At 75.1% G+C, this 25472-nt stretch carries 19 protein-coding genes; 12 read left to right on the top strand and 7 right to left on the bottom strand.

Annotation, left to right across the window (positions count from 1 at the left end; genetic code table 11):
• Positions 1–81: 81 nt before the first annotated feature.
• Positions 82–1623: a hypothetical protein gene (locus tag AC6CH6_RS06675; protein ID WP_498254521.1), complete on the top strand. Its 1542-nt coding sequence runs from the start codon at positions 82–84 to the stop codon at positions 1621–1623.
• 3 nt (positions 1624–1626) lie between these two features.
• Here AC6CH6_RS06675 and AC6CH6_RS06670 read toward each other — a convergent pair whose 3' ends face one another.
• Positions 1627–2073, bottom strand: coding sequence for an FAD synthase family protein (locus AC6CH6_RS06670; RefSeq protein ID WP_115162414.1), 447 nt, complete (start codon positions 2071–2073; stop codon positions 1627–1629).
• A 167-nt stretch (positions 2074–2240) separates the two neighbouring features.
• Complete coding sequence (locus AC6CH6_RS06665; RefSeq protein ID WP_498254520.1) at positions 2241–3374, bottom strand: acyltransferase family protein; 1134 nt, start codon at positions 3372–3374, stop codon at positions 2241–2243.
• A 397-nt stretch (positions 3375–3771) separates the two neighbouring features.
• On the opposite strand from AC6CH6_RS06665, the gene AC6CH6_RS06660 reads away from it, so the two are divergent.
• The 7 genes from AC6CH6_RS06660 to AC6CH6_RS06630 all read left to right on the top strand — a co-directional run bounded on the left by AC6CH6_RS06660 (position 3772) and on the right by AC6CH6_RS06630 (position 14765).
• Positions 3772–4485 carry a hypothetical protein gene (locus AC6CH6_RS06660; RefSeq protein ID WP_133411483.1) on the top strand — a complete coding sequence of 238 codons (714 nt, stop codon included), beginning with the start codon at positions 3772–3774 and terminating at the stop codon, positions 4483–4485.
• A 33-nt stretch (positions 4486–4518) separates the two neighbouring features.
• Positions 4519–8640 carry a fibrinogen-like YCDxxxxGGGW domain-containing protein gene (locus tag AC6CH6_RS06655; RefSeq protein ID WP_498254519.1) on the top strand — a complete coding sequence of 1374 codons (4122 nt, stop codon included), beginning with the start codon at positions 4519–4521 and terminating at the stop codon, positions 8638–8640.
• A complete protein-coding gene (locus tag AC6CH6_RS06650; RefSeq protein ID WP_498254518.1) occupies positions 8640–9458 on the top strand; it encodes a CDP-alcohol phosphatidyltransferase family protein in 819 nt (272 codons plus the stop codon). Before AC6CH6_RS06655 ends, AC6CH6_RS06650 begins: the two co-directional genes overlap by 1 nt.
• Positions 9448–10428: a glycosyltransferase family 2 protein gene (locus AC6CH6_RS06645; RefSeq protein WP_498254517.1), complete on the top strand. Its 981-nt coding sequence runs from the start codon at positions 9448–9450 to the stop codon at positions 10426–10428. Before AC6CH6_RS06650 ends, AC6CH6_RS06645 begins: the two co-directional genes overlap by 11 nt.
• A 7-nt stretch (positions 10429–10435) precedes the next feature.
• Positions 10436–11710, top strand: coding sequence for an O-antigen ligase family protein (locus AC6CH6_RS06640; protein ID WP_498254516.1), 1275 nt, complete (start codon positions 10436–10438; stop codon positions 11708–11710).
• Positions 11707–13233, top strand: coding sequence for a lipopolysaccharide biosynthesis protein (locus tag AC6CH6_RS06635; RefSeq protein WP_498254515.1), 1527 nt, complete (start codon positions 11707–11709; stop codon positions 13231–13233). The genes AC6CH6_RS06640 and AC6CH6_RS06635 overlap by 4 nt, the downstream gene beginning before the upstream one ends.
• 170 nt (positions 13234–13403) lie before the next feature.
• On the top strand, positions 13404–14765 hold the full coding sequence (locus AC6CH6_RS06630; RefSeq protein ID WP_498254514.1) for a hypothetical protein: 1362 nt from the start codon (positions 13404–13406) through the stop codon (positions 14763–14765).
• A 70-nt stretch (positions 14766–14835) separates the two neighbouring features.
• On the opposite strand, the gene AC6CH6_RS06625 is transcribed toward AC6CH6_RS06630, so the two are convergent.
• The gene (locus AC6CH6_RS06625; RefSeq protein ID WP_498254513.1) at positions 14836–15783 is read right to left on the bottom strand and encodes a 4-(cytidine 5'-diphospho)-2-C-methyl-D-erythritol kinase; all 948 of its coding nucleotides are present in this window, start codon (positions 15781–15783) and stop codon (positions 14836–14838) included.
• Complete coding sequence (gene rsmA / locus AC6CH6_RS06620) at positions 15780–16667, bottom strand: 16S rRNA (adenine(1518)-N(6)/adenine(1519)-N(6))-dimethyltransferase RsmA (RefSeq protein ID WP_498254512.1); 888 nt, start codon at positions 16665–16667, stop codon at positions 15780–15782. The genes AC6CH6_RS06625 and rsmA overlap by 4 nt, the downstream gene beginning before the upstream one ends.
• Positions 16668–16936: 269 nt before the next feature.
• On the opposite strand from rsmA, the gene AC6CH6_RS06615 reads away from it, so the two are divergent.
• The gene (locus AC6CH6_RS06615; RefSeq protein ID WP_498254511.1) at positions 16937–17833 is read left to right on the top strand and encodes a type IV toxin-antitoxin system AbiEi family antitoxin; all 897 of its coding nucleotides are present in this window, start codon (positions 16937–16939) and stop codon (positions 17831–17833) included.
• A gap of 191 nt (positions 17834–18024) precedes the next feature.
• Here the strand turns inward: AC6CH6_RS06615 and AC6CH6_RS06610 are convergent, their stop codons facing one another.
• Positions 18025–19038 (bottom strand): TatD family hydrolase, encoded by a 1014-nt coding sequence (locus AC6CH6_RS06610; protein ID WP_498254510.1) that lies wholly within the window; start codon positions 19036–19038, stop codon positions 18025–18027.
• Positions 19039–19179: 141 nt separating this feature from the next.
• Between AC6CH6_RS06610 and AC6CH6_RS06605 the strand changes: the two genes are divergently transcribed.
• Genes AC6CH6_RS06605 through AC6CH6_RS06595 form a run of 3 tightly spaced genes read left to right on the top strand, consistent with a single transcriptional unit; the run spans position 19180 to position 23911 of the window.
• A complete protein-coding gene (locus AC6CH6_RS06605; RefSeq protein WP_133411494.1) occupies positions 19180–20130 on the top strand; it encodes an AAA family ATPase in 951 nt (316 codons plus the stop codon).
• Complete coding sequence (locus AC6CH6_RS06600; protein WP_498254509.1) at positions 20127–21497, top strand: DUF58 domain-containing protein; 1371 nt, start codon at positions 20127–20129, stop codon at positions 21495–21497. Before AC6CH6_RS06605 ends, AC6CH6_RS06600 begins: the two co-directional genes overlap by 4 nt.
• Positions 21494–23911 carry a transglutaminase TgpA family protein gene (locus AC6CH6_RS06595; RefSeq protein WP_498254508.1) on the top strand — a complete coding sequence of 806 codons (2418 nt, stop codon included), beginning with the start codon at positions 21494–21496 and terminating at the stop codon, positions 23909–23911. Before AC6CH6_RS06600 ends, AC6CH6_RS06595 begins: the two co-directional genes overlap by 4 nt.
• A 125-nt stretch (positions 23912–24036) precedes the next feature.
• Here AC6CH6_RS06595 and cynS read toward each other — a convergent pair whose 3' ends face one another.
• A complete protein-coding gene (gene cynS / locus AC6CH6_RS06590) occupies positions 24037–24486 on the bottom strand; it encodes a cyanase (protein WP_498254507.1) in 450 nt (149 codons plus the stop codon).
• Between the two features lie 56 nt (positions 24487–24542).
• Positions 24543–25385 carry a formate/nitrite transporter family protein gene (locus AC6CH6_RS06585; protein ID WP_115162401.1) on the bottom strand — a complete coding sequence of 281 codons (843 nt, stop codon included), beginning with the start codon at positions 25383–25385 and terminating at the stop codon, positions 24543–24545.
• Between the last annotated feature and the right edge of the window lie 87 nt (positions 25386–25472).

Raw genomic sequence — 25472 nt, 5'->3', positions numbered from 1 at the left:
CTACGCGCGGGTACATGGCGGACCGCCGTCACACTGGGCCGCGCCTTGACTCCGTCCCGGCCCGGGCGTGGACTCGGGACCATGGAGACCCTGCCGGTGCCCCGCACCTCGCCCGTCCCGTTCCTCCGCCGCCTGCCGATCCTGCTGACCTTCCTGACCCTGCTGACCACCGCGCTCGCGGGCCTCCTGCTCACCGCCCCCGCCGCCGGGGCCGCCGAGATCCGCGGCGAGGAGAACGTGGTGGTGGCGGCCGACGAGGTCGTGGACGACGACCTCTACGTGACCGGCGGGGACGTGGTGATCGACGGCACCGTGCGCGGCGACCTGCTGGTGGCCGCCGGGACGGTGACGATCAACGGCACGGTCGAGGGGGACCTGATGGCCGCGGCCCAGATCGTGGTGATCGAGGGCACCGTGGGCGACGACGCCCGCGTGGCCGGCCAGGTGCTCCGCCTCGGCGAGCAGGCCCGGGTGACCGACGACCTGGTCACGGCCGGCTACAGCGTGGAGGCCCGCCCCGGCGCCGAGATCGGCGGGGACGTCCTGCTCGGCGCGTACCAGGCCCTGCTGGCCGGCACGGTCGAGGGCGACGTGACCGCCGGGGCCGCCGCGCTCGCCCTGGCCGGGGCGATCGGCGGGGACGTGCAGGCGGACGTGGGCTCCGCAGACGAGGTGGGGGCCGCCTGGGCGCCCACCACCGGGGTGGCCGTGCCGCGGGTGGAGCCCGGGCTGACCCTGACCGACGAGGCCCGCCTCGACGGGAACCTGTCCTACCGGTCCGGGACGGAGGCCGCGATCGCCCCGGGCGCCGAGATCGCCGGAGAGGTCGCCTACGAGCAGACCGTGGTCGAGGAGGAGCCGGCCGGGCCCGCCGGGCCGCTCGCGCTGCTGCTCGCCGGGCTGCGCCTGTTCGTGACCCTGCTCCTGGTCGGGCTGCTCGCCCTGTGGCTGCTGCCCCGGGCCGTCACCGGGGCCGCGCGCACGCTCCGGGCCCGGCCCTGGCTCAGCCTCGGCTGGGGCGCGCTGACGATCGCGGGGACGGCCGTGGCCGTGCTCGCCGTGCTCGTCGTGTCGATCCTGCTGGCCGTCGCCCTGGGCTGGATGACCCTCGCCGGGCTGGCCGCCGCGGTCGTGACCACGGCCGTGGTGCTGGACCTCGTGCTGGTCCTGAGCCTGGTGCTCGCCGTGGCCCTGCTGGCCCCGGTCGTGGTCGGCTTCACCGCGGGCGGGCTCCTGCTGCGGGACAGGGCACCGGCGAGCTTCGGCAAACGGGTGCTCGCCCTGGCCCTCGGCCTGCTGGTCTACGTGCTGCTGCGGGCCGTGCCCTTCCTGGGTCCCGTCGTCGGCCTGCTCGTGGCGCTGCTCGGCCTCGGCGCCCTCGTGGTGTGGGTCTGGGACGCCGCCCGCCGCTCCCGGGCGCGCCGGCGCGCGGACCGGGACCGGAACCAGGAACTCGACCGGGGCCGGCGCGGCGACGCCGGGTCCTGGCCCGGCGGCCCCCAGCACGCCGATCCCCGGCAGGCCGGTCCCGGGCACGCACCGCCGGGACCGCCGGAGCAGCACCGGCCGCCGTGGGCGGGCGAGCGCCCCGGGCGGCAGCACCCCCCGGAGCCGCCGCGCTGAGTCTCAGCCCACCGGGAGCGAGAGCACCTCGAGGGCGGCCCGCAGCTTCGTGGAGGAGGTGTGGACCGTGTACGGGAAGTACACGACCTCCACGCCCACCGCCGCGAACTCCCGCTCGAGGCGCTCCCCCTTCGGGGTGCCGCGCCAGTCGTCACCCTTGAAGAACACGTCGAAGCGCAGCTCCTGCCAGGTGTCCAGCTTGTCCAGCAGCACCTCGGCGTGGACCTGGTCCACGTAGCGGATGTGCTCGACGATCTCCATCCGCTCGCGCAGGGAGACCACGGGCCGGTGGCCCTTGGTGATCTCGATCAGGTCGTCCGAGACGACCCCGGCGATCAGGCGGTCGCAGTGCATCTTGGCCTGGCGCAGGATGTTCAGGTGCCCCACGTGGAACAGGTCGAACGCCCCGGCCGCGTACCCCACGCGCGGTGCGTGCTTGTCGGTGCTCATGTCAGTCATTCCCCCCTCGGGATCCTGCCGGGGCCTCCTCAGCCCCGGCCCGGTGGACCGCCCGGCCTGCGCCGGGGGTCCCTCTCGGTCTGCTCGCCGCGGGCACCTCGGGTGCGCGGCGGAAATCTGTGGGCCCGCCCGTCCGCAGCGGACGGGCAGGTGTCGGTCTAGCCCGACGTCCGCCCGGCGGGCACCGGGGCTGCGGCCGCCGCGGGGCGGCGATCGGCCCGGCGGCGGTGGTGCCAGCGGGCCACGGGCTCCTCGACGCACCACCAGCAGGCGATGCCGGCCGCGGTGCCCACCACCACGCGCAGGGCCACCCCGGCCGGACCCGGCAGCTCCCCGAACACCGCGCTCAGCGCGTGCCCGGCGCCCAGGTGGAGCAGGTAGATGCTGTAGCTGGCCAGCCCCAGCAGCTGGATCGGCTTCCACCGCATCCCCGCCAGGACCCGGGTCCCGATCCGGCCGGTGGGCCCGTGCAGGCCCCAGAGCACCACCAGGCAGGCCGCCACCGCCTGGGCCGTGTAGCGGACGGTCTCGCGGAAGAGCTCGTCCCGGATCAGCAGCGACGCCAGGTACAGCAGCACCGCCAGCACCAGGACCCGGTCCCGGCCCCACCACGCGGGGGCGCCGGCAGCACTCTCTCGGGTGGAACGCCCTCCGGGCGTACGCTCCCCGGTGGTGCGGGCGTACCAGACGGCGGCGAGCACCCCGATCGCGATGGCCTCGAGCCGGGTGTCCGTGCCGAAGTAGATCCGGTCCGCACTGGCCCCGCCCAGGTGCAGGGCCACCCGCGCGCCCGCCGAGGCGAGCGCGGCGGTCCCCGCCAGCACCGCCAGCGCGGTGGCCGGACGGCGCCGGCCCACGAGCAGCAGCCAGATCAGCGCGAACGCCACGTAGAACTGCTCCTCGATGGACAGGCTCCACACCACGATCGAGCCGGGCAGGACGTCCACCTGGGAGTCCGTGTAGCGCCAGTTGAAGAAGAAGAAGACCTGCCCCAGGAAGTCCCCGAGACTCACCGGCCGCACCAGCCACGCGTACAGGGCGGTGGGCAGCACCAGGGCCACCAGCAGCGGCGGGGCCAGCTTCAGGGCCCGCCGGCGGTAGAACCCCGCGATGTCGAAACCCCCGGTGCGCCGGTGCTCCTTGAGCACCAAGTGCGTGATGATGAACCCGGAGATGACGAAGAAGATCGTCACCCCGCTGCCCCCCGGCACCACCTCGAGCCCCGCGTGCGCGAGCACCACGAGCATCACCGCGGCGGCCCGCATCGCGTCGAGATGCGCGAACTGCCGCACGGGCAGCTGCGCCCTCGGACGCCGGCGCGCCCCTGCCGGAACCGGTCCTGCTGTCTCCCCCGCCACAACGTCTCCCTGCGTTCGCCGGACGCCGCGCTCCCCCGAGCCGCGGCCGTCCCGTGCTGCGTCCGGACCCCTGTTTGCTCCTGGGAATTCCGGTGATCGCCTCACCCTACTGCGGAGAAACCCGCGTTTGCATCTGATAATCCGGGTCACAAAAGGGGACATCGGATCCCGTTCCCGATCGTTAACGCCGGGGTTAGACTCCATGCGATCCAATGAATCCGGGCGTGGGGACGTCCGGAACGCCGCGGGGGTCCCTCGACCCACAACCCACGGCGGATCACCGCGGCGCCGGCCACTCGGCGCCGGAAGTTCAGATCTGGGGGGAGCTGACATGATCCTTGACCTGTCGTGCACATCGAGCACTCGAGGTCCCACTGCCCGAACAGCCCGCACGGTGCTGGGCGGGCTCCTGCTCGCCGGCGTCCTGACCGGCTGCGGCGCCGCCGGCGCCACGGACGACCCGGCGGCCGACGCCCTCGAGGCGTCCACCGTGGTGGAGCTGGAGACGCCGCAGGAGGTCCGCGCCAAGGACCTGCCCTCGGCGGCGCCCGTGGCCGCCGACGCGCCCGAGGTCGAGCAGATCGAGGCGGTGCTCGAGGCCCAGGAGGCCTTCGTCCCGTCCGACCGCCCGGCCCCGGCGGACCCGGCCAACCCGGAGTCCTCCGCCGAGCTCGGCGGCGGGGACGAGCCCGCCGAGCTGGACCCGGCCGTCGTCGCGGCGGCCGAGGAGTCCGCCGCCGGCGCCGCCCTCCAGGAGGTCCTCGCGTCCCTGGCCGAGTTCGAGCACCAGGGCTGGGAGCAGCGCGGTGCGCCCGTCGTCGTCGGCGATCCCGTCTCCGCCCCGCTGCCCACGGACGACGGCGAGGCCGTGCGCGTCACCGTCTGCCTGGACTCCTCCGAGGTCACCGTCGTGGACAGCGACGGCGTGGTCGTCAGCGGCAAGCAGAAGGACCGCAGGGTCCTGCACAACTACGACCTCTTCCGCCAACCGGGCCAGTCCTGGCAAGTCGTCCAGCACGGCTTCCCCGACGACCCGACCTGCTGATCCGTCCGCACGAACCTGTTGAGGAACCACACCATGGGAAACACGAACACTCCGCCCCGGGCGGACAGGAGCCGGCGCCGTGCGCGCACGGCCCGCACCAAGGCGTCCCTGGGCATCGGCACCGTGCTGGCCGTCGCCGCGACGCTGCTGACCTCCGTCCCGGTGGGCGCCGCCGAGGCGCCGCCGGTGGACGGCAAGACCGCGGCCTCGGCCGCGGCGTCCTGCTGGGAGATCAAGCAGAAGGACCCGAAGTCCGCCTCCGGCGTCTACTGGCTGGTCACCCCGGCCATGACCGCACCCGAGCAGTTCTACTGCGACCAGGTGACCGACGGCGGCGGCTGGGTCCTCGTGGGCCGCGGCCGCAACGACTGGAAGGAGTACTACCAGGGCCTGGGCACGCCCAAGGACGTCTCCTCCACGGTCACGGGCACCGCGGCCTTCGCGCCCAAGCAGCTGCCCTCCGAGACGGTCGACGAGCTCCTGAACGGGCAGCGGCCCGACTCCCTCGAGGACGGCATCCGGATCCGCCGGGCCCGTGACGCCGGGGGCACCACCTGGCAGGAGGGGCGGATGAAGATCTCCGCCAAGCCGTACTGGAACTGGACGTTCGGCTCCCGCACCCCGGTCACCTCCTTCTCCCTGGTCTACGGCACCGGTGTGGCCTCCGGGACCACCGGCACCACCAACGACTTCGGCACGAACACCGGCACCGCCCGCGTCCGCTTCCAGGACGTCGCCGAGACCAGCTGGCAGCGCGGCTTCCGCTACGGCGACGGCGTGACCGGCAGCAACACGAGCACCACCTACCTGTGGACGCCCACCGCCGGCGGGAAGGGCGCCATCCCCTTCACCCAGATGTACCTGCGGCCCAAGGTCACCCAGCAGGCGTTCACCGGCAAGGCGATCCCGGACTCCGGCACCGCCGCGGCCGCCCAGCGGGCCCTGCCCAACAGCGGCGCCGAGCCCACGAAGTGGGGCGCCGTGGAGCGCGCCGACGGTCAGGGCGAGGAGATGAACACGGAGGTGCAGGCCTTCGAGCAGATCGGGAGCACGGTCTTCGCCGGCGGCAACTTCAAGGCGATGCAGCGCAACGCGGCCGGCACCGGGCGCGTGGCCCAGTCCTACCTGGCGGCCTTCGACGTCAACACCGGGGAGCTGCGCACCGACTTCCGCCCGGTCTTCAACGGCCAGGTGAAGGCCCTCGCCGAGCTGCCGAACAACCGGCTGGCCGTGGGCGGGCGCTTCAGCACCGTCAACGGCGTGAGCGCCCCCGGCTTCGTGGTGCTCGACTCCACGACCGGCAAGGTCGACACCGCCTGGAACCTCAAGGTGGAGAACCTGCTGACCGGCGGCGTGCTGCAGGTCCGGACGCTGGACGTGCAGGGCGACCACCTGTACCTGGGCGGGGCCTTCACCCACCTCAGCGGCGGGCAGGCCACCGGCAAGGTCTACGCCCGGTCCGGCGCCCGCGTGAAGATCTCCACGCGCACCCCGGACGCCGGCTGGAACCCCGAGTTCAACGGCACCGTGACGAGTGTGGACGCCTCCGCCAAGGGCGACCGGCTCTACGCCGCCGGGTACTTCAACCAGTCCCAGGGCGCCTCGGCGTTCCGCCTGGCCGCGGTGCGCACCACCGCCGGCGCCCCGCTGGACACCTGGACCTGGGAGCCGTCCGTGCCCGTGGACTACGCCAACCCCGGCCAGACGGCCTTCCAGCTCGCCGTGCGCGAGCAGGGGAACACCGTGTGGGCCGGCGGCGCCGAGCACTCGATGTTCGGCTACGACCGCTCGACCTTCCAGCGCACCTCCTGGGGCATCACCTCCCTGGGCGGTGACATCCAGGCGATCACCTCCACCGACGACACCGTCTACGGCGCCTGCCACTGCTTCCACTGGTTCAACGCCGGCGCCACCAAGTGGATCAAGGCCGGGGGCAACACCCAGCCCGTGACCGTCGCCGACCGGATCAACGCGATCGGCGCGTGGGACGCCGCCGGCGGCAAGTACCTGCCCGGCTTCAACCCGGACATCAAGGGCTTCGGCGGCTGGGGCGTGTGGGCCACCCTCGTGGACAGCAACGGGGTCCTGTGGACCGGCGGCGACATCAACCGCAGCGTCTCCACCTCCGGCGCCGCGCAGTGGTCCGGCGGATTCCTCCGCTTCGCCCCGCGGGACGCCAAGGCCCCCGCTGCGCCCTCGGGCCTCAAGGTCGCCCGGGACGGCGACTCCGCCGCCCTCTCCTGGACGGCGGCCCCCGAGTCCGGCGTGACCTACCAGGTGCTGCGCAACGACCGGCCCATCGGCACCGCCACGGGCACCAGCCTGAAGGTCCCGCATGTGGACGCCGCCCGGTACGCGGTGCGCGCGGCGGACGCCGCGGGCAACGTCTCCGCCTCCACCCCGGTGGTGGTGGCCGGCTCGCAGCCGGCCCCGGAGCCGCAGCCCGAGCCCGAGCCCGGCACCAGCACCCTGATCGCCGAGGGCGCCACCTGGAAGTACCACCACAACCGCGACGTCTCGCCCGGGGCGAACTGGACGGCCGCCGACTACGACGACTCCTCCTGGAAGCAGGGCTCGGCCGTGCTCGGCTGGAACGACGCCTCGGTCAAGACCACGCTCGTGGCCGACGGCACCCGCCCGATCGTCACCCAGTTCCGCCGGACCGTGGACGTGGCCGACGCCACCAAGGTGGCCAAGCTGACCCTCACCACCCGCGCCGACGACGGTGTGGTCGTGTTCGTCAACGGCAAGGAAGTGGTCCGCTCCAACGTCGCCGAGGGCTCGCTCGAGGACACGCCGTGGGCGCTGTCCGCGCGCCGGACCGCCACCGCCGTGGCCGAGCCGGTCGTGGTCGAGGTGCCCGGATCGGCGCTGAGGACCGGCAAGAACGTGATCTCCGCCCAGATGCACTCCAGCTGGACGAACACCACCGACGCCACCTTCGACCTCTCCGCGGTGGTCACCGCCGGCACGCAGCCGGCGCCCCCGGCGGAGGAGCCGCCGGCCGAGGAGCCGCCGGCCGAGGAGCCGCCCGCGGAGGAACCTCCCGCGGAGGAGCCCCCGGCCGACGAGCCGGCCGTTCCGAACACGCTGGTCGCCGAGGGCGCCACGTGGAAGTACCACCACGACCGCGCCAACCCGCCGGCCGAGGACTGGGCCGGCACCGGCTTCGACGACGCCGCGTGGAAGCAGGGCTCGGCCGTGCTCGGCTGGGGCGACTCCTCGGTGAAGACCACGCTCGTGGCCGACGGCACCCGCCCGCTCACCACCTACTACCGCAAGGAGGTGGACGTGGCGGACGCGTCCGAGGTGGCGAAGCTGACCCTCACCACCCGCGCCGACGACGCCGTGGCGGTCTACGTCAACGGCAAGGAGGTCGCCCGGGACAACCTGCCCGACGGCGACCTCGGCCCCGGCACCTACGCGACGGCCCCGCGCCGGACCGCCACCGCGGTGGCGGACCCGGTCGTGGTCGAGGTGCCCGGATCGGCGCTGAAGACGGGCAAGAACGTGATCGCCGCCGAGGTGCACTCCAACTGGACGAACACCACCGACGCGACCTTCGAGCTCTCCGCGGTCGTCACCCCCGGCACGCAGCCGGCGCCGCCCGCGGAGGAGCCCCCGGCCGAGGAGCCGGACGCGCTGGTCGCCGAGGGCGCCACCTGGCGGTACCACCACGACCGGGCGAACCCGCCGGCCGACGACTGGGCCGGCACGGCGTTCGACGACGCCGGGTGGAAGCAGGGCTCGGCCGTGCTCGGCTGGGGTGACTCGTCGGTGAAGACCACGCTCGTGGCCGACGGCACGCGTCCGCTGACCACGTACTACCGCCGATCCCTGGACGTGGCCGACGCCTCCAAGTACGGGAAGCTCACGCTCACCACCCGGGCCGACGACGCCGTCGCGGTCTACGTCAACGGCAAGGAGGTCGTCCGGGACAACCTGCCGGACGGCGACCTGGGCCCCGGGACCTACGCGCTGGCGCCGCGCCGGACGGCCACCGCGATGGCCGCCCCGGTCGTGGTCGAGATCCCCGCGTCGGCGCTGCGCAACGGCAGGAACGTGATCGCCGCCGAGGTGCACTCCAACTGGACGAACACCACCGACACGACCTTCGACCTCGAGCTCGTGCCCAGCACGGAGGCGAACGCCTGATGAGCACCACCGACACCGCCGCCCCGCGGCGCCGTCCGAGCTACGAGGAGGCCCTGGCCGGGCTGCGCGCGGCGCAGAAGCCCGGCCAGGGGGTCCCTGCGTACACCCGGTGGGTGAACCGCCCGCTGGCCCGCTACGCCGCTGCGCGGGCCGCCGCGGCGGGACTGACTCCCAACGGGGTGACCGCCCTCAGCGCGGTCCTCTCCGCGGCGGGGCTGGTCGTGCTCGTGGCGGCCCCGCCCACCCCGGCCACGGGCGTCGTCGTCGCCCTGTTCCTCGCGGCCGGCTACGTCCTGGACTCCGCCGACGGGCAGGTGGCCCGGCTCACCGGCACCGGCTCGCCGGCCGGGGAGTGGCTCGACCACGTGGTCGACTCGATCCGGACCCCGGCGCTGCACCTGGCCGTGGCGGCCGCCGCCCTGCTGCACCCGCGGCCCGAGGCGTTCCCGGCCGCGGCCCTCGCGGTGCTCGCCGCGCTGTTCGTGCTCGTGGAGGTCGGCCAGTTCATGAGCCAGATCCTCGCCGAGCAGCTGCGGCGCAAGGGCGGGATCGCCGGGCCACCCGCGGGCGGGACGCTGCGCTCCTTCCTCAACCTGCCCACCGACGCGGGGGTCACCTGCTGGATCTTCCTCCTCTGGGGGCTCCCCGCGCTCTTCCTGCCCGCCTACGCGATCCTGCTGGCCGCCCTCGCGGCGATCAGCGCGGTCTCCATGCGGCGCAAGTACCTGGGGCTGACCGCACGGCCCGCCGCCACCGACCCGGACGCCGACGCCGTCGGCGCCCTCCCGACCGACAGGAGCACCCGCCATGTCCGCTGACGTCCTCGCCCCGGCCCCGGCCGCCGCCGCCACTACCACCGCCGCAGGCTTCCGCACCGCCCACCCGTCCGTGTCCGTCCTGATCGCCACCGCCGGGCGGCCCGAGATGCTCCGCGAGGCGGTCCGCGCGATCGTCGAGCAGGACTACGCCGGCCCGCTGCAGGTCGTCGTGGTCTTCGACCGGATCGAGGTCGACCCGCTCACGGACGTCGAGGTCCCGGCCGGCGTGGAGCTGCGCACCGTGCCCAACACCCGGTCCCCGGGCCTGGTGGGCGCCCGCAACACGGGCATCCACGCGGCCACCGGGGAGATCATCGCCTTCTGCGACGACGACGACGTGTGGGCCCCGCGCAAGCTCACCCGGCAGGTGGCGCACTGGCACCGGCACCCGGAGGCCTCCGCGATCGCCGGCGCGATCGACATCGTCTCCCACGAGCGCACCATCCGGCGCGTCCCGCAGGCCGTGGCCACCTTCCCGGAGCTGCTGGCCGACCGGATGATGGAGATCCACCCCTCGGCGCTGATCTGCCGCCGCGCCGACCTGTACGGGCCCGTGGGCCTCGTCGACGAGGACCTGCCGTCCTCCTACGGCGAGGACTACGACCTGCTGCTGCGCCTGGCCCGGCACGCCCCGGTGCACTCCGTGCCCGAGACCGTGCTGACCGTGCGCTGGGACCGGCCCTCCTTCTTCCGCCAGCAGTGGGGGGACATGGCCGACGCCCTGACCTACATGCTGCGCAAGTTCCCCGAGTTCGAGACCTCGGACCAGGGCACGGCCCTGATGGCCGGCCAGGTCGCGTTCGCCCACGCCGCCCGCGGCGACCGCCGGGAGGCGGTCCGGTGGGCGCGGGCGGCGCTGCGCCGGGACCGCGGCCAGCTGCGGGCGTGGGGCGCCCTGGCCGTGGCGACCGGCGCGGTCAGCGCCGAGCGGCTGCAGAACGCCGTGTCCTTCTTCGGCAGAGGGGTGTGAGGCGGCCGTGGCGCTCCTGAGCCCCTCGGTGGTGCGGCCGGCCCCGGTCCGCCGCAGCACCGGCGTCCTGCCCGCCTGGCCGCTGCTGGTCCTGTTCTGGGGGCTGCCGCTGATCTGGGCCTCCGGCGCCCTGCAGTTCGCCCCGGCGCTGCTCGCCGTGGTCATGCTCTTCCTGCTCGTGCTCCACCGCTCGGTGGCGGTCCCGTGGCCGGCCTGGCTGCTGGTGGTGTTCCTGCTGTGGATGGCGGCGAGCTCGGTGCAGATCGAGGGGTTCGGCTCCTGGATGGGCTTCGCGCTGCGCTGGGTGAACATCTTCGCCGCGCTGATCTACTTCGTCTACTACTGGAACGCCCGGGAGACGCTGGACCACCGGCGGTTCCTGCGGGCCGCCGTGGTCGCGTGGGCCACGCTCGTGGGACTGGGCCTGCTGACGTTCGTGATCCCCGAGGCGCGGCTGACCACCCCGATCGGCCTGCTGCTGCCGGAGGGCATCACCTCCAACGCGCTGGTGCAGAACTTCTTCTTCCCGCCCCTGGCGGAGGTCCAGCTCCCCTGGGGCGCGCCCGAGCCGTACAACCGGCCGGCCGCCCCGTTCCCGTACACCAACGGGTGGGGCTCCGGGTTCGTGCTCCTCACGCCCCTGGTCCTCGCCTACCTCACCACCGTCCGCTTCCGCGCCCGGCACCTGCTGATCGTGGCCGGGCTGGTGGCCTCGCTCGCTCCGGCCGTGGCGACCACCAACCGGGGCATGTTCCTCGGCATCGCGGTGGCGCTCGGCTACGTGATGGTCCGGATGGTCCTGCGGGGCCGGATCGGGGTGGCCCTGGCCGGGGTCGCCGGCACGGCCGCCGTCGGCGGGTGGCTCGTGGCCAGCGGCGCGGTCGAACGGATCCTGGGCCGCCAGGAGTACAGCGACAGCACGGGCACCCGCTCCGACCTGTACCGGGACACGTTCCTGGCCACCCTGGACTCCCCGCTGCTCGGCTACGGGGCGCCGCTGTACGACGAGACCGTCGGCATCGAGATGGGCACCCAGGGCTACGTCTGGACCCTCATGTTCTGCTACGGGCTCGTGGGCCTGGGCCTGTTCGTGGCCTACCTGCACGGGACCACGCTGCTGACGCTGAAGGTCCGCACCACCACCGGGCTGCTCGTGCACTCCGCGCCCGTGGCCGCGTGCCTGTTCTTCACCTACTACGGCCTCGACGCGGTGCAGTTCATCCTGATCAGCCTGAGCCTGGCCGTGCTGCTGCGCTCCCGGCGCTACGGGGAGGGGCTGTGAGCGCGCAGCCGCTGGCGCGCTCGGGGTCGCTGACCTTCGCCTTCGTGGTCACCGGCGCGGGCCTCGCCTTCGCCGCCACGCTGGTGGTCTCCAACGCCTCGGGCGCGGCGGCGGCCGGTCAGTTCTTCCAGGTGGTGGCCGTGCTGGCGATCGCCACCACCCTGTCCACCTTCGGCGCCGACACCGGGCTGGTGCGGGCGGTCCCCGCCCTCACCGCCCGGGGCCAGGGCGCCGCGGTGCGCGGGGTGCTGCGGATCGCGGCCCGGCCGGTGCTCGTGCTCGCCGCGGGCGTCGCCGCCACCGCGGCCGTGCTCACGGCCGTGCCCGGGGCCCTGCCCGACGGCGTGGGCCCCGCCGTGCTGCTCGCGGCGCCCTTCCTCGTGCTGGGCGCCGTGCTCAACCTCGCCTTCGGCGCCCTGCGCGGGCTGCACCGGGTGCCGACCTTCTCCTTCCTGCAGAACGTGGTGCTGCCCTCGCTGCGGGTGCTCGGCGTCCTCGCCGTCGTCGTCGCCGGCGGCGGGCTGCTCGCCCTCACGGCGGCGTGGACGGCACCGGTCGCCGTGGTCGCCGTGCTCGCCCTCCTGCTGCTGCGCCGCTGTCTCCGGGACCTGCGCGACCGGCCCGGGGCCGCTCCCCCGCCGGAGCCGCACCAGCAGCGGCGGGCGTTCTGGTCCTTCTCCTCCGCCCGCGGCGTGACCGCGGTGGTCGAGGCGCTGCTCGAGTGGCTCGACGTGCTGCTCGTGGCCGCGTTCCTGGGCCCCGCCGCGGCGGGCGTCTACGGCGTGGTCAACCGGTGCATCCGGGTGGGCGCCATGCTCGACCACACCGCGCGCATGGTCACCGGACCGTCCATCAGCGCGGCGCTGGCGGTCGACGACCTCGCCACCGCCCGCTCCGTGTTCACCCGCACCACCGCCGTGCTCGTGGCCGGCGCCTGGCCCTTCTACCTCACCCTGCTGCTGTTCGGGCCGGTGGTCCTGTCCATCTTCGGCGAGGGCTTCGAGTCCGGCTACCCCGCGATGCTCGTCATCGCCACCGCCATGCTCCTGGCCGTCTCGGCCGGCGGCGTGCAGTCCCTGCTGCTGATGGCCGGGCGCAGCCGGTGGCAGCTGATGAACAAGTCCGCGGCCCTGGCCGTGGCCGTGGCCCTGAACCTGTGGCTGATCCCGCAGTGGGGCCTCGTGGGAGCCGCCACGGCGTGGGCGGCGTCCGTGCTCACCGACACGGGCCTGGCCCTGTTCCAGTCCGTGCGGCTGCTCGGCATCGCCCCGCGCTGGTCCGTGGTGGGCGCCATCGCCGCGGCCGCGGCCGTGCTCACGGGCGGGGGCGGGCTGGCCGTCCGCGCCCTGCTCGGCACCACCACCACGGGTCTGCTCGTCCACCTCGCGCTGACCGGCCTGCTCGTGGCCGGCGCGGGGGCGGTCCTCGTGCTCCGGGGCCGCGCCGCCGTCCGGGGGACGGACGCCGAGGCGTGTGGTCCGAAGAGACCACGGGATCACCGGGTCCTGCTGTGGTCCCGATGAGTTTGCATCTGTAACATTTCAATCGATCGACATCGGAATCAGGACGTGGCCGGCCGGGCTGGACCCGGCAGCGCTTCCCGGGGCCGGGGTCGGCGATCCGCCGGGGGGCGGACGCCGGGCACGGCCGCTCCATCCGAGACGACCCGCGATCCACCAGGGGGGAAATCCACATGAGCGAGACTCTGAACACCATCGGCGCCGAACGGCGCCGAACCCGGGACGACACCGTCCGGGCCCGGCCGAACCGGCCGGAGCCGGCGGACCCGACGCCCGCGTGGCGCCGCGTCCTGCACCGGTGGCCCACGATCCTCAGCACCTGGCTCGTCGTGCTGGCCGCCGCCCTCGTGGCGGGTCTGCTGTGGCCGCCGACCTACCAGGCGACCGCCTCGATGACCGTCACGCCGAGCGCGGTGAACCCGCTCACCGGCGACTCCGGCTACGACGAGGTCGAGATGCAGACGGAGATGGCCACGATGGCCTCCCAGCGCATCACCCTGCGGGCCGCCGCCCTGCTGCAGGACGTCCCCGTCGAGGAGGCCGACCCCGCGCTGGCCGAGGACCTGCTCGAGCGGCTCTCGACCACCGCCCCGGACGACACCCAGGTGCTCCGCGTGACGGTGACCGGCGACGATCCGAACCAGGCCGCCGAGCGCGCCAACGCCCTGGCCACCGCCTACCTCGCCGACCGCGGCGAGGACGTGCAGACCACCGCCGACGACACGCTGCAGCGCATCGACGAGTCCATCGCCGGCCTCGAGCGCAGCGACGACGACTCCTCCAGCCTGCGCCAGCTGCGCGAGCAGCGCACGGCCCTCGCCCTCATCGCCCCGACGCCGGGCCGCGTGATCAGCGAGGCCACGCCGCCGCAGGAGCCCTCCTCGGCCGGCATCCCGCTCTTCGTGGCCGGCGGCGTGGTCGGCGGCCTGGTCCTCGGCGCCCTCGCCGGGGCGTTCCGGGAGCGGGCCGACCGCAGCGTGCGCCGGCCCGACCGGCTCGCCGACGGGACCGGTTCGCCCGCCGTGGTGCTGAACTCCGTGGACGACGAGGACGGCGCGCTCGAGCTGCTGCGCCGGCTCTCCCAGGACGAGGACCGCGCGGTGCCGCGGCCCGGCTCCCGGATCGCCGTGCACTCGGCCCTGCCCGGACAGGCCACCGTGGTCGTCCAGGCCCTGGACGCCGTCGTCTCCTCGTGGGGCGGCACCGTGGAGGTCGTGGACACCCGCACCCTCACGGACGCCGTGGGCCCGCTGGGCGACACCGACTGGCTGGGCATGGACGACACCACGCCCTCGCTGCTCGTGGCCACGGTCCCGCCCCGCGCGGGTGCCGCCGAGCTCGCCGCCCTGACCGACCGGGTGGACGGCGTGGTGCTGGCCGTGGAGCCCCGGGGCCGGCTGCGCCGGTTCCAGGAGCGCTTCGAGCGGCTCAGCGGCCGCGGCGCCGCCGTGGTCCCCGCGTTCGTGGTGCAGCGCCAGGTGCGCCCGGGCACGGACGCCGCGCCGGCCCGGGACGCCGCGCCGCAGCACCGCTGATCGTCCGCCGGCGCCGCCTGAACCCGGGAGGTCAGGTCAGATCCAGGCGCCGGCGGCCGGAGGCCAGGGGTCAGGGAGCACGCACCGCGAGAGCGGGCGCTCCCTGGCCCCTGAGCACGTCCGCGAGGTCCTCGGCCGCGGCGGCGTCCGCCACCAGGTGCGCCACCGTGGGCCCGGACCCGGACACGAAGCTCGCCAGGGCGCCGGCGGCCGCGCCCGCGGCCAGCACCGGCCCCAGCTGCGGCGCGAGGGACAGGGCCGCGGCCTGCAGGTCGTTGGCCAGCAGCGGGGCCAGCTCGCCGGCCGCCCCGGCGCCCAGGACCGCCTCGAGGTCGTCCGGAAGCCGCGGCGCCGGGACGTCCTCGTCCGCGCGCAGCCGGTCCAGCTCCGCGTAGACGGCGGGCGTCGACAGGCCCGCCTCGGCCGCCACGAGGACCAGGTGCAGCGTCGCTCCGACCGCCACCGGGCGCAGCCGGGATCCCGTCCCGGTGCCGACCGCGGCCCCGCCCGTCAGCGCGAACGGCACGTCGGCGCCGAGACCGGCCGCGAGCTCCAGCAGCGCGTCGTCGTCGAGCGCGGGCTCCCCCGAGACGCGGGCGGCGAGCCGGTTCACGGCGACCAGGGCCGCCGCGGCGTCCGCGGAGCCCCCGCCCATGCCGCCGGCCACGGGCACGGCCTTGTCGAGCTGCAGGTGCAGCCCGCCGGTCAGGGGCGGGAAGCGGGCGAGCACGGCCTCGGCGGCCCGGACAGCCAGGTTGGACCCGTCGGTGGGCACCGCGTCCAGGGAGAACGTCCCGCGGTCGAGCTGCTGGGCCACGAGCGAGCCCGGGACCGCCGCCACGCCCACGGTGGTGCCGGTGCCCCGGGTCAGCGTGGCCGTCACGGTCTCCCCCGTGCTCACCGCGCAGTACAGGCTCGCGACGTCGTGGTAGCCGTCCGGGCGCGGCGGGCCCGCGGCGAAGAACAGGTTGACCTTGCCGGGCGCGCCGGCACGCTCCGTGAGCAGCACCGTGGTCATGCCCCGCGCACCCCGGCGGTCAGGCCCGCGGCGGCGCCGGCCTGCGCGATCCGGGCGAACTCGTGGACGTCCAGCCTCTCCCCGCGCTCCCCAGGGTCGATCCCGGCGGCCTCGAGGATCTCGCCGGCCGCCGCGGCGGAGCCCGCCCAGCCGGCGAGGGCGGCCCGCAGGGTCTTGCGCCGCTGGGCGAAGGCCGCGTCCACCGCGGCGAAGACCAGCTCCCGGTCCACGTCCGCCACCGGCTGCTCGCGGCGGACGAAGCGCACCAGCCCCGAGGCGATCTTCGGGGCCGGCCAGAACACGTTCTTCCCGATCGTCCCGGCCTTGGTGACCTCGGCGTACCAGGACGCCTTGACCGACGGCACCCCGTACACCTTGGAGCCCGGCGCCGCGGCCAGCCGGTCCGCGACCTCCTCCTGCACCATGACCAGCCCGCGGCGGATCGAGGGGAAGCGGGCCAGCAGGTGCAGCAGCACCGGGACGGCCACGTTGTACGGCAGGTTCGCCACCAGGGCGGTCGGCTCGGCGGGCAGCTCCTGCACGCGCATGGCGTCCTGCTCGAGCACGGTCAGCCGCCCGGCCAGCTCGGGACGCAGCCGCTCCACCGTGTGCGGCAGCTGCGCCGCCAGCGGGGGGTCGATCTCCACCGCCACGACCTGCTCGGCGGCGTCCAGCAGCCCCAGGGTCAGCGAGCCGAGGCCCGGCCCCACCTCGAGCACCGTCTCGTGCTCCCCCAGCCGCGCGGCGGCGATGATCCGCCGGATCGTGTTGGGGTCGATCACGAAGTTCTGCCCCAGCGTCTTGGTCGGCCGGATCCCGAGCTGCTCGGCGAGCGCCCGGATCTCCGCGGGCCCCAGCAGGGCGCGGGCGGCGGGCTCTGGCACGGTGGATTCTGTCACCGCCCCATCGTATCGGCCCGGTGCCCTGGCCCCCTTCGCCGCCGAGCCCCCACGTTCCGCCCCCCCCTCGCCGCCGAGCCCCCACTGCGGTCGCATGTCCCCAGAGGAATGCTGGGGATATGCGACCGCAGTGGGGGCTCGGCGAGCACCGCATTCGCACTCCCCATTTACCTGCTGCGCGGTCGCTCCGGATTGTTGTTCCCCGTGGCGGCGGCACCAGCCCGCTCGGCCAGCGCCGGACCTATCACGGAGTCATGACCGAGCCCATGAGCCTCAACCAGCTGCACGACACCGGCCTCAGCGGCCGGGGGATCCGGCGCCGCCTCCGCGACGGAGATCTCCACCAGGTCCACCCTGGCTACTTCACGGCGTCGGACACCTATTTGCGGCTCAGACCCGAGGAGCAGGCGCTGCTCCGGCACCGGGCGCTCAGCCGGGCTGCCTCCGTGCCGCCGATCTTCTGTCTCGCCTCGGCGGCCCTGGTGCACGGCCTGGATCTTCGGCGCGTCCCGGCCCGTCTGCACACGCTCACCCGGCCGGGACAGGGAACCCACAACGGATACGCCGGCATCGTGAGGCACCAGGAGCCCCTGCCGGCGTCCGACATCGTCACGGTCGGCGGGCTGCGCGCGACAACAGGCGAACGAACACTGCTGGACTGCGCCCGCCTGCTGCCTTTCACGGACGCCGTGGTCCTGGCGGACCAGGCGCACCGTTTCGGTCTCACGCGGGCCCGGTTGGAGCAACGACTGCCGGAGTGGGCCGGCCGACGCGGCGTGCGCAGAGCTCGGCGCGTGCTCGCCGCCATGGACACGCGCTCCGAATCCGTGGGTGAGACCCTCACCCGCCTCATGCTGGCGGAGTCCGTCCTGCCGGCGCCGGAGCTGCAGTGGGTGATCGTGGGCCGGACGGGGACTTACCGGGCCGACTTCGCATGGCCCGAGCAGCGGCTGGTGCTCGAGTTCGACGGCGAGAGCAAGTACAGCGACTCCCCGGCCACGGTGATCCGCAACGAACGGCGGCGCGAGGTCGAGATCCAAGAGCTCGGGTGGACCGTCATCCGGGTCGGTTGGCACGACGTCGTCCGTACCCCGGCCGCGACCGTCGACCGGATCTCGGCCGCACTGCGCCGCACGGCAACGCCCCGCTGACCCAGGCTCCATCCCTCCCGGCCCGCCGCGTGCCCGCCACTGGCCCGCCGCTGGCCCGCCGAGTCCCCAAAGTGCTCGCACTTCCCCAGAGAGTTTCTGGGGAAGTGCGAGCACTTTGGGGACTCGGCGGGTGAAGGGGCCAAGGTGTGGGGGCTCGGCGGGGGCGGGGCGGGAAACGGGGGCGCCGCGGGTCAGAAGGGGCCGTACACCTCGAGGGTGTTCGCCCAGAGGCGCTCGCACAGCGGCTCGAGCTCCTGCTCGAGGATGCCCGCCATGCCGCGCACCGTGTAGTTGACCACGTAGCTGGCGTTGGGCCGGCCCCGGTACGGGTGGGGGGTGAGGAACGGCGCGTCGGTCTCGGTGAGCACCAGCTCAGGGCGGGCGGTGCGCAGCGCGGCCTTGAGGTCGTGGCTGTTCTTGAAGGTGACGGTCCCGGAGAAGGACATGTACCAGCCGTGCTCGTTGCAGGTGCGCGCGAGCTCCTCGTCCCCGGAGAAGCAGTGGAACACGGTGCGCTCGGGGGCGCCCTCCTCCAGCAGGACGGCGACGACGTCGGTGTGGGCGTCCCGGTCGTGGATCTGCAGCGCCTTGCCGGTCTCCTTGGCGAAGCGGATGTGCTCCCGGAAGGACCGCTTCTGGTGCTCCCGTCCCTCTCCCTCGGTGCGGTAGTAGTCGAGACCGGTCTCGCCGAAGGCCCGGACCCGCTCGTGCTGCCCCAGCGCGCGGATCGCGGCGAGCGCCTCGTCGAGGGTCCCGGCGGCCGCGAGCTTCGGCGCCTCGTTGGGGTGCAGCGCCACGGCGGCCAGCACCCGGGGGTCGGCCTCGGCGGCGGCCACGGCGAAGCGGGAGGACGGGACGTCGCAGCCGACCTGGACGAGCCCGACCACCCCGGCGAGGGCGGCGGCGTCCGCGGCGTCCCGGACCGAGACCTGGACCCGGCCGTCCTGCAGGTCCAGGTGGGTGTGGTTGTCGGCCACCGGGTGCGGCAGCGGCTCCGGCGCGGGCGGGTAGGAGAGGTTGCGGCGGCGCCCGTCGTCGGCCTGGGCGGAACGGCGCCGGGTGCCCTCCCCCGCGGGGACGTCCTCGGGCACGGCGTAGTGCTCGGGCTCGTAGGCGGCGGGGGCCGCACCGGGTTCGGGCGCGGGCCGGTCGGCGGGGTCGGGCCACAGGGAGGCGGCGAGGAGGGTGGCGTTGGGGTCGGTCACGGGCGGCACCTCAGGAGGTCTCGGAGAAGGGAAGGGGAACGGGGAAGGGATTCGGGGAACACGCGGGCTCCGACCAATCTACGAGCTGGGGCCGGGCAGACATACTGGGACCAGACGCCCCAGCAGGAAGCCGAGGAGCCCATGGAGTCCTTCCCCCAGTACACGCAGGCGATCCTGGACCGGATCAACGCGGTGATCGACGGCAAGCCGGAGGCGGCGCGCACGGCCCTGAGCGTGCTGCTGGCCGGCGGGCACCTGCTGGTCGAGGACGTGCCGGGCGTGGGCAAGACCATGCTGGCGCGCACGCTGGCCACCGCGATCGGCGGAACGGTCTCGCGCGTGCAGTTCACCCCGGACCTACTGCCCACGGACATCACGGGCGTCTCGGTCTACGACCAGGCCCGGCGCGAGTTCGAGTTCAAGCCCGGCCCGGTGTTCGCCAACGTGGTGATCGGGGACGAGATCAACCGGGCCTCGGCCAAGACGCAGTCCGCACTGCTCGAGTGCATGGCGGAGGGCCAGGTCACGGCGGACGGCACGACCTACCGGCTGTCGACCCCGTTCATGGTGGTGGCCACGCAGAACCCCGTGGAGATGGACGGCACGTTCCCGCTGCCGGAGGCGCAGCGGGACCGGTTCACGGCCCGGATCTCGATGGGCTACCCGGACACCGCGGCGGAGATGACGATGCTCGTCGACCACGGCGGCGGCTCCCCGCTGGAGGGCCTGCAGCCGGTGGTCTCCCTCGAGGACGCGGCCCGCCTGGTGGCGCACGTGCGCGGCATCCACGTCTCGGACGCGGTGCGCGCCTACATCGTGGCCCTGGGCCAGGCCACGCGCTCGCACCCCCAGATCCGGCTGGGCGCCAGCCCCCGGGCGCTGCTCCAGCTGCAGGCCGCCGCTCGCGCGGAGGCCGCCCTGAGCGGGCGCGAGTACGTGCTGCCCGACGACGTGCGGGCGGTCGCGGTGCCGGTGCTCGCCCACCGCCTGATCCTGGACCGGCGCGCCGGCACCGACTCCGCGGAGGAGCTGGTGCGGGCGGTGCTGGACGAGGTGCGGGTCCCGGCCGAGCACACCCCCCGGACCCGATGAGGCGCCGGCCGGCGCCGGGGCGCACGGCGGAGGGCGAGCGGGCGGAGCAGCCCGTGGACTCCCGCGCCCGGTTTACGGGGCGCGGCTGGGCCTTCCTGGGGGCGGGCGCCCTGTGCCTGCTGCTGGCCACCTGGCTGGGCCGCAAGGACGTGCTGGCGCTGGCCCTGTTCCTCGGCGGCGCCCCCCTGTTCGCGGCCCTGTCCCTGTACGTGGTGAAGCCCAGGGTGCTGCTCAAGCGCGGCGTGGACCCGGCGCTGGTGACGGCCGGGGACTCCGCCGTGGTCCGGCTGCGCGTGCGGCACCGGACCCGGCGCGGCGGGACGGTCACCGGGGCGGTCGCCGTGCACGAGACGGTCCCGGAGCCGCTGGGCGGGGACCGCGAGCTGGTCGTGGAGGCCGGCGGGGAGCCCGCCGCCTACACCGTGCGCCCCCGCCGCCGGGGCGTGTACGCGCTGGGACCGGCCACCGTGCGGGTGGCCGACCCGTTCGGCCTCGCCGCCGAGCTGCTCGACGCCTCCGAGCGCACGTCCCTGCACGTGGCCCCGGACCCCGTGGAGCTGCCGGAGATCAGCGCCGACCGGCTGCGGGAGTCCGGCACCGACCCGTCCCGGACCGCGCAGCCGCAGCCGGGCCCCGACAACGTCACCACCCGCGAGTACCGGCACGGCGACCCGATGCGCCGGGTGCACTGGGCCGCCTCCGCGAAGCACGGCCGGTTGATGGTCCGCCAGGAGGACCCCCGCAGCACCCGCCGCCTCACCCTGGTCCTGGACCGCGACGAGACCTCCTGGCCCGGGGAGCGCCTGTGGGCCGGTGTGCTCCCCAGCACCGCCGAGTTCGAGTGGGCCGTCTCCTTCACGGCCGCCGTGCTCGAGCACCTCACCCAGCGCGAGACCGCCCTGCACGCCCTCGACACCTTCGGGCGCCCGCTCCCCCGCGGCGGCGAGGACGACGACGACGCTCCCGCCCGCACCCGCGCCACCGCCGTCACCGACGACGGCGCCGAGGACGCCCGGCACGGGCTCGCGCGGGTCCGCCCCGAGCCCGCACCCCGGGAGACGGGGACCGGCGGGACCGCCGAGGACGCGCTGGCCGAGCGGTTCGACCGCGACGGCCTGGTCCACCCCGTGCTGCTGGTCTCGGGGGACCTGTGCGCGGCGGCCGCCGAGCGGGTCCTGGGCGGCACGCGGCGGGCGGCCGCGGGCAGCGCGGTGCTGGTGACCTCCTCCCCCGACCACGTCCCAGACGGGGCGGGGGTGCTCGAGGCGGCGGGCTGGTCCGTCGTCGTCGTGCCGGCCTCCGCCGCGCCCGAGGACGCGTGGGCGCAGCTGGGCTCCGGGGCCCGCGCGGCCGGGGCCGTCCGGTGAGCGCGGCCGTCCGCGCCCCTGCGCCCGCCCGCCCGCCGGAGACCGACGGGCCGCCGGAGGACGCCGGGACGGGCCGCCGCCCGGTGGGCGCTGTGCTGGGCCTGGCCGGCACGGTGCTCGTGGCGGTCGGGCTGTCCCTCGTGGCGCTGACCGGGGTCCTCGACGGCGCGGGCTGGGTCCCCGGCGCGCTGCTCGCGGCCCTCGCCGTGGTCGTGGCGACCACGACGTCCCGCGTGCTGCGGCTGCCGGGCCTGCTGGCGCCCCTGTTCGGCGCCGGCGCCCTGACGCTCGTGCTCACGCTGCTGTTCCTGCGCGAGCCCGCGCTGCTCGGCCTCGTGCCCACCTCCGAGAGCCTGTCCCTCGGCGCGGAGCTGTGGCGGGAGGCGGCCGGGATCGTCGCGGAGCGGCCGGCCCCGTATCCGGGGGGCGCGGCGCTCGCGTTCGTCGCCGCCCTCGCCACGGGTCTCGTGACCCTGTTCGTGGACACGGTGCTCGTGACGCTGCGGCTGCCGGGGCTCAGCGCCCTCGGCGTGCTGGCGCTGCTGGTGGCGCCCGCCCTGGTGCTGCCCGGAAGCGTGGGCGCGGCCGGGACGGCGGCCGCGGTGCTCGCGGCCCTGGTCCTGCTCGGCGGCGGACGGCGCTTCGGCGCGGTCCGCGAGCCCCGCACCGCCGCGGCGCCGGGCAGCTGGCCGCGGGCCCTCGTGGTGGGCGCCGGTGTGCTCGCGGTGACCCTGCTGGTCCCGGGCCTGGTCCCCGGTTTCGTCAACGGCGCGTTCCCCCAGGGCAGCGGTCTCGCCGGCGAGCGCGCCTCCGGGGTGGGGCCGCTGCGGGCCGTGGGACAGGACCTGCGCTCCGCGCAGCAGCTGCCGCGCCTCGAGTACACCACGAGCACGGACGAGCCCGAGCTGCTGCGGGTGCTCACCCTCGCCGACTTCTCCGGGGCGGAGTGGTTCCCGGACACCACCGGGCTGGACCCCGAGCTCGACGACCTCGGCCCCACCCCGCTGCACCCGGTGGGCGAGGGCCCCGAGCGCAGCACCGCCGTGGAGCTGCGGGACTGGTCCGACCGCTGGCTGCCGCTGCCGTGGGCGCCCGTGGACGTGGCGGGGCTCGGGGACGGCGAGTGGGCCTGGAGCCCGCTCGACCTCACCGTGCACGGGGAGCAGGTCCCGCCGGAGGGCACCGCCTACGAGGTCCGCTCGATCGTGCCCGAGCCCACGTCCGCGCGGCTGCGCGAGGCCCCCGCCGCGCCGGACTCCCCGGAGCTCGCCCCGTTCCGCGAGCTGCCGGGCGAGACCCCGGCCGCCCTCCGGGACGCGGCCCGGGAGCGGGCGGGGGACGCCCCCACCGCCTTCGACCAGGCCCTGGCCCTGCAGGAGTGGCTGCGCTCGGACGAGTTCCGCTACGACGTGGACGCCCCGCTCGCGCAGGGCTACGACGCCGGCGGCATGGCCTCCCTCGAGGAGTTCCTGGCCGTGCGCACGGGCTACGCCGGGCACTTCGCCCCGGCGATGGCCGTCATGGCCCGGGAGCTCGGCATCCCCGCCCGCGTGGCGGTCGGCTACCTCCCGGCCACCGGCGCCGCCCCGGACGGGTCGGCGGATACCGACGAGCCGTTCGGGGACGCGGCGGAGGCGGGCGCCTTCACGGTCTTGCCCCGCGACGCGCACGCGTGGCCGGAGCTGTGGTTCGAGGGGTCCGGGTGGGTGCGCTTCGAGCCGACCCCCGGCACCGGCGACCTCCCCGGCTACGCCGCGGAGGGGCCGCAGGACGGGGACGGGCAGTCGCAGGAGGGCGAGGCCACCGCGGAGCCCACCGGCGAGCCGACCGACGCCCCCACCCCGGCGAGCACGGCGGACAGCCCCGACGAGGACGCCCCCTCCGCCGAGCCGACCGCCGTGCCGACCCCGGAGGCCCCCGCCGCGCCGGAGCCCGACCACGACGCCGGACCGGACGGGTGGCTGCCGTGGCTGGCCGGGATCCTGGCCGCCGCGCTGCTCGCCCTGCTGGCCGCCCTCCCCCGGCTCCTCCGGTCCCGGCGGCGACGGCGCCGGATGCGGGTGCTGGGCGATGCGCAGGCGCCGGCGGCCGATCGGGCCATGGCGGGGTGGGCGGAGGTCGAGGACCTGGGTGTCGACCACGGGCTGGGCCGCGCCGCCGCGGAGACACCCCGAGCCTACGTGGACCGGCTCGGCGCCGTGGTGCCGGCCGCCGCGCCGGCGCTGGGGCGGCTCGGCCGGGACGTGGAGCGGGCCCTCTACGCGCCGGGCACCACGGAGTGGTCCCCGGGGGCCGGCCCCGAGGACGTCGCCGCGCTGCGGTCGGGTCTGGCCGGGCGCGGCGGCCCCGGTGCACGGCGCGCCCGGTGGCTCCCCCGCTCGGTGACGCTCCGCTCGGTGACGCCCCGCCGCTGAGCGGCCCGAACGCCGAGCGGCCCCGACCGCCGAGTCCCCCCGGTCCTCGCAGTTCCCCCCGATCGATCCGGGGGAACTGCGAGCACCGGGGGGACTGGGCAGGCAACGGGGTCAGGGGCGGGGCGTCACCACTTGTAGTCGAGGAACTTCCCGTCGAAGGTGACCACCACGCGGTCGCCGTCCGGGTCGGCCCGGCGGGAGACGTCGACCCGGAAGTTGATGGCGCTCATGATCCCGTCGCCGAACTCCTCGTGGATGAGCTCCTTCAGGGCCGGCCCGTACACGGAGAGCGCCTCGACGAAGCGGTAGACCGTGGGGTCCGTCATCCGCCCCGGGTCGCTGCCGCGGGACGGCTGCTGCTGCAGGCTCTCGGCGACCGTCCCGTCCAGGCCCAGCAGGTCGCAGACCTGCCGGGCCTGTTCCGGGGTCATCGGGTGCTGGCCCAGCAGCGCGGCGGTCGTCCAGACGTGCGGGGCGCGGATCTCGTCGGCGATCTCGCGCCAGGACAGGCCGCGGCGCACCCGGGCGGCGACCACGAGGTCGGCGGCGTCGGACTTGGTCAGGATCGGGGTCATGCGGGGCTCCTCGGGAGTCGGCGAGCTGGTGGGGACGGGTCGGCCGGATCCGGCGCTCACGCGACCGGGACGCGGTCCTCCTGCGCCGCCGGCCGGATGCGGGGCGCCCCGGTGCGGGCGTGGGTGGCGTAGAGGGTGAGTCCCACGAAGGTCAGTCCGCCCACCAGGTTGCCGAGCACGGTGGGGATCTCGTTCCACACGAGGTAGTCCATGACCGAGAAGTCGCCGCCGAGGAGCAGACCGGAGGGGAACAGGAACATGTTGACGATCGAGTGCTCGAAGCCCATGTAGAAGAACAGCATGATGGGCATCCACATCGCGATCACCTTGCCGGAGACGCTGGTGGACATCATCGCGGCGACCACCCCGGTGGAGACCATCCAGTTGCACAGGACGGCGCGGACGAACAGCGTCAGCATCCCGGCGGCGCCGAACTCGGCGTAGCCGACGGTCCGGCCCTCGCCGATCTCGCCGATCTGGCGGCCGACCTCGTCCGGGGGCAGGGAGAAGCCGTAGGTGAAGATGATCGCCATCAGCACGGCCACGACGAACGCCCCGGCGAAGTTGCCGGCGAACACCAGGCCCCAGTTGCGCAGCATCGAGCGAACGGTGACGCCGGGGCGCCTGTCGATGAGCGCGAGCGGCACGAGGGTGAACACGCCGGTCAGGAGGTCGAAGCCCAGCAGGTACAGCAGGCAGAACCCGACCGGGAAGAGCACGGCCCCGAGCAGCGGCTCGCCCGTCCGCACGGTGACGGTGACGGCGAAGGCCGCGGCGAGCGCGAGGATCGCACCGGCCATGAACGCACGGATCAGGGTGTCGCGGGTGGACATGGCGACCTTCGCCGCTCCGGCGTCGATCATCTTCGTGACGAAGTCGGCGGGCATCACATAGGACATGGCATGGCTCCGTTGCTGGACGGACAGGAGGATGCCGGGTCCCGCGCGGCACGTGCCCCGCTCCCGGCACGTCCCAGTCTGGACGGG

It is taken from the genome of Kocuria sp. GQ42 (genome assembly GCF_059758435.1).
This window is presented reverse-complemented; position numbering and strand designations above follow the sequence as displayed.